The following is a 4,154-nucleotide window of genomic DNA, read 5'->3' on the forward strand; positions in this document are numbered from 1 at the left end:
GTTTCAAAAGACTTTCCCAAAAAACATGATGTAATTTCAAGGTATTCAAAATCATCAAATTTAATATTTAACTATGATGATATTAGGATTCCGTATTCCCCAGAAAGCATAGATAGGCAGAATAGAAAAATGAAAGCTGCAGGAGGGATGGACTTCGAGGAGATTAAATTAAATATTGAAGGAAAAGTTCCAGAAGATTATTGGATTGATATTCATCAAGCATCTAAATATCCTGGTGAAGTGTTAGGTTATGCTACCCAGAAGCCCGGAAGACTCCTTACCCGCATCATTAAAGCATCTTCTAACGAAGGTGATCTAATAGCGGATTTCTTTTGTGGTAGTGGAACAACCTGTGCTGTAGCAGAAAAACTGGGCAGAAAATGGATTTGTGCAGACTTGGGCAGGTTCGCTATTCACACTACAAGAAAAAGAATGATTGAGGTGCAAAGACGGTCAAAAAGAGAAAATAAACCATATAGAGCATTTGAAATCCTGAATCTTGGTAAATATGAAAGAAAGTATTTCCTTGGTATTAATACCGATTTGCCAGAAGAAGAGCAGCAGCGACAGCTTGAACAAAAACAAGAGCAATACATAAACCTTATTTTAGAAGGATATAAGGCAAAAAGAATTGAAGGATTTAAAACTTTGCATGGGCAGAAAGCACAGCGGTTTGTTTATGTGGGTCCGATAGATTTTCCTGTAACTAAGGCAATCATTGATGATATTTATAAAGAGTGTCAGGAAAAACTGATTACCAATGTAGATGTTTTAGGATTTGAATTTGAGATGGGATTACACCCTTATATTGAACAGGAAATGAAAGATGCAGGAGTAAATCTAAAATTAAAGAACATTCCAAGAGAGGTATTTGATAGACGAGCAGTAGAAAAGGGACAGGTGAAATTCTATGATGTTGCCTATCTGGAAGTTGAACCAATTATAAAAGATAAAACAGTAAAAATTAAACTAAAAGATTTTATTACTTCTTTTACTCAAGACGATTTAGAAGAGATTGAACAAGCTATGAAAAAAGGAAGCAACAAAGTTGTGATTGAAGATGGGAACATTGTGAGACTCACAAAGGATAAGGATGGAATTTTAATAAGAGAAGTATTAACTAAAAAATGGACAGATTGGATTGATTATTGGGCAATAGATTTTGACTATCAGAGCAAAAAAGAAATTATCAGAATTAAAAGGAATGGGGAGACAAAAGAAGTCTGGACAGGCAATTATATCTTTGAGAACGAGTGGCAGTCATTCAGAACAAAGAAAAATCCAGAATTAGAACTCACCTCTACGCCACATACTTATGAACAGCCTGGTAAATACAAAATAGCAGTAAGAGTTGTGGATATTTTGGGACAAGACACGCTCCAGACAATAGACATAATATTGCCTAACAAAACATTAAACAAAAAGGATCAAATCTTTCCAGGCTATTGAAAAAGCAACCTTTATTTTCATTTTCCGTATCTCCTGAAAGATTTATTAATAACCTATTACTTTTTGTAGACTCTTGCAATAATTCAATTAGCCGTATGAGTAATTTTCTCACATAACATCAAGCTGAGGGGCTGAGAAAAGTGGAGCGACCGAAGGGAGCACATTTTTTACCAACTCATCTCAATGTTTTTGTTAGGCGATGCGTATTCGATTCCAGTAATTATTTACCCATTCAAGCGTTTTCTTGGCTGCTTTTAGCATCATCTCTGGCGGATAGTGCCTCAAGGAATCCCCGTATCGTATCTGATTCGGATATTGCGAAAAACCTAAATCATTAGCTGTAAGCAAGTTCCCCAAAGTTGCATTCCAATACGATGAATCAACCTTGACGGATCGAATTCTAACTGCTGGCACCCATTTGAGGTGGCCATTCGAAATTTCCACCTCAATTTGACATGTGCTTAAAAGAGCCAGGAGTTTTTTGAAATTATGGGAGCATCTCGTTATTTCAGCAACCGATTTCCCTGCTCTTTCAAGAATAGCTTTTAACGCAATTTCGCACGAAAGCAAACTGAGGTAGAGAACGGTACGCTTTGCATCCATTGAATCCAAGCCGATATCCATAATAATCTGGGCAGCATCAATGAGTTTCTCGCTGAATCCTGTACTATATTCTGGCATAAAATTATTTCTCTTTAACCGCCCAACATTTACTTTTATTCATATTATATTTGTAATGTAATTTCGTATATTCGTCAAATTTTATTTAATAAGAAACACCAAGGGGATGAGGGGTCGGCTGAAATAGCCTTGTTATACCTCATGTTAAATATTGTTCAGCAAAATTCTGTACGAAAAGCAACATCATTTCTGTTTGATTCTTATCGTATTCTTGGTATTCACCATGAGCCGCCTTATTTCTGACATGAGCCCATGTTGTGATTTGCTTCTGAACAAGCTTTGAATATACATCAGCTTTGGCCAAAGCTGCATTAAGAGGATCAATAGTTAGTGGTATCCCGTTGCCCCCGTTGGTAGAAATGCCATTCTTGTCACATAACTTCCTTAAACTATCTTCCAATACAGTACCTATTATTACTGTTGCTGCATCTTTATAACCTTTTTTCAGCAGATACTCACCCATCTCTAAAAAATCTGCGAAGATATCTGCCTGTACAAGAGCCCTGATATTAACCAGTAGACCTTTCTCATAATCATGTTTCACGGAAATCGCTATGCCGAGCATCTGCGATATCTGAGCACTCCAGTTGCTATGGATAAAGTAGAAATTCTTTGTATTCAAAGCTTGTGTATAGTTTGAAAATTGCTGACTGTCAGTTCCGTAGAGCTTTCTAATAAGTTGCCCCAATCTTGTAACCCAAGAAGTAACTTCGGCGAGCTCTTTTCCTTCCATCTCGCTACCAATGGAAATGGCTTTGTTGACAATTTTGTTTCCTACATCAACAAGGTTGTCTATTTCATTCTTTATGATTTCTTCCATTTTGCTCATAGTGTCTATCCTTTTGGGCTTAACATTTACTTTTATTCATATTATGTTTATATTGTAGTTTCGTATGCTTGTCAAATTTTATGGAGGGAATGATAGACCCCTATTTCGGTATTACTATTTCGGTATTGTTTTTGGATCTTCACTCTATTGGTTCAAAGACGGAGGTTGCCATTGTAACCAATCTTCTGGCTCCAGATCCTTTAGGTTGCAACTCATCATTCTCGAATCAACTTCAATTTCGTCACGTTTTCTCAAAGCAAAAGCTTTTTTTCTACAGCTAAATGCTACCCATGCATCAGTTATCCACCTGCGCTTATCATTTCTCGTTGTTGGACCGTATAGTATTGCTATTGCATATTTCAGGCTGACATCCCCATTTATAACTTGTGCTGGCAATTCACCTGTTAAATCAAAAGATGAAATAATATGGTCTTCACCTGGTAAAACAATATCCACATCAGCATGCATTGTTGATTTTTCCGTTTCGCCATTTACCCATGGTTGAGTTGACTTGTAAATCAATCTGGCTGGAATTGGGCCGGAATTTCTTACAACGAACTTTACTCTTGATAGATCGGATGGCAATTTTTCACCTGCGATATCAAGGCATAATATTGGCCTGCTTTCCGCCAAACTCAGATTAAGTGCTTTTTCTGTTTGCCGACCTTGCTGCCACGCTATGAGAGCAGCGGTTAATGCCGCAAGGGCCGCAACTAAACTTGCGAAGGCTGCGATTATGTTGGAATCCATGATTATACCCCAGTCACCATGAGAAATTAACTTCTTTAAATTGAGTGCATCTGAAAAATTCGTGCACTTTTATCGAGTTATTATCTGCTTTTTTGACAACCATAATTAATCACCAACATTCAACATTTATTTTATTCATATTATGTTATAGCTTCGTATGCTTGTCAAATTTTTGGGTAGATTCTTTTAAAAAATTTGTTGGAAGGAAAATTCCCACATTTTGCAAGTTTAACACAAAAATCAGCGGTTTTGCCGCAGACAAAGTCCGCTGGATTGGGTTGCTATCAAATTATTTTTCATATATAGCACACTAATAAGTTTTATGGGTGTGGTTGGATAGAATAAATTGTAATTATTTTTTTCCCTGGACCATAATGGAAGAATATTCGATATGCCGCAAGCGTCTTATTTTCTGCGTATGCCTCAAATATTTTCTCTCCTTTTA

The 4,154-nt window shown here is 36.7% G+C and carries 4 protein-coding genes; 1 reads left to right on the top strand and 3 read right to left on the bottom strand.

All coding sequences use genetic code 11. From position 1 onward, the window contains the following. Positions 1-1,449, top strand: a 1,449-nt coding sequence (locus U9Q18_06835; GenBank protein ID MEA3314074.1) for a site-specific DNA-methyltransferase, incomplete at its 5' end; no start/stop codon positions are given. Between the two features lie 192 nt (positions 1,450-1,641). Here U9Q18_06835 and U9Q18_06840 read toward each other — a convergent pair. The 3 genes from U9Q18_06840 to U9Q18_06850 all read right to left on the bottom strand — a co-directional run bounded on the left by U9Q18_06840 (position 1,642) and on the right by U9Q18_06850 (position 3,709). Then, positions 1,642-2,130 carry a hypothetical protein gene (locus tag U9Q18_06840; protein MEA3314075.1) on the bottom strand — a complete coding sequence of 163 codons (489 nt, stop codon included), beginning with the start codon at positions 2,128-2,130 and terminating at the stop codon, positions 1,642-1,644. Between the two features lie 139 nt (positions 2,131-2,269). Then, entirely contained in the window at positions 2,270-2,959 is a 690-nt protein-coding gene (locus tag U9Q18_06845) for a hypothetical protein (protein MEA3314076.1), read from the bottom strand. 144 nt (positions 2,960-3,103) lie between these two features. Beyond that, a complete protein-coding gene (locus U9Q18_06850) occupies positions 3,104-3,709 on the bottom strand; it encodes a hypothetical protein (protein MEA3314077.1) in 606 nt (201 codons plus the stop codon). Positions 3,710-4,154: the final 445 nt, after the last annotated feature.

Source organism: Caldisericota bacterium, from assembly GCA_034717215.1.
Classification (GTDB): Bacteria; Caldisericota; Caldisericia; order Caldisericales; family Caldisericaceae; genus UBA646.

Coding starts and splice junctions, on each gene's coding strand:
- U9Q18_06845 (MEA3314076.1), bottom strand. CDS start 2,959: ATGAGCAAAATGGAAGAAATCATAAAGAATGAAATAGACAACCTTGTT.
- U9Q18_06850 (MEA3314077.1), bottom strand. CDS start 3,709: ATGGATTCCAACATAATCGCAGCCTTCGCAAGTTTAGTTGCGGCCCTT.
- U9Q18_06840 (MEA3314075.1), bottom strand. CDS start 2,130: ATGCCAGAATATAGTACAGGATTCAGCGAGAAACTCATTGATGCTGCC.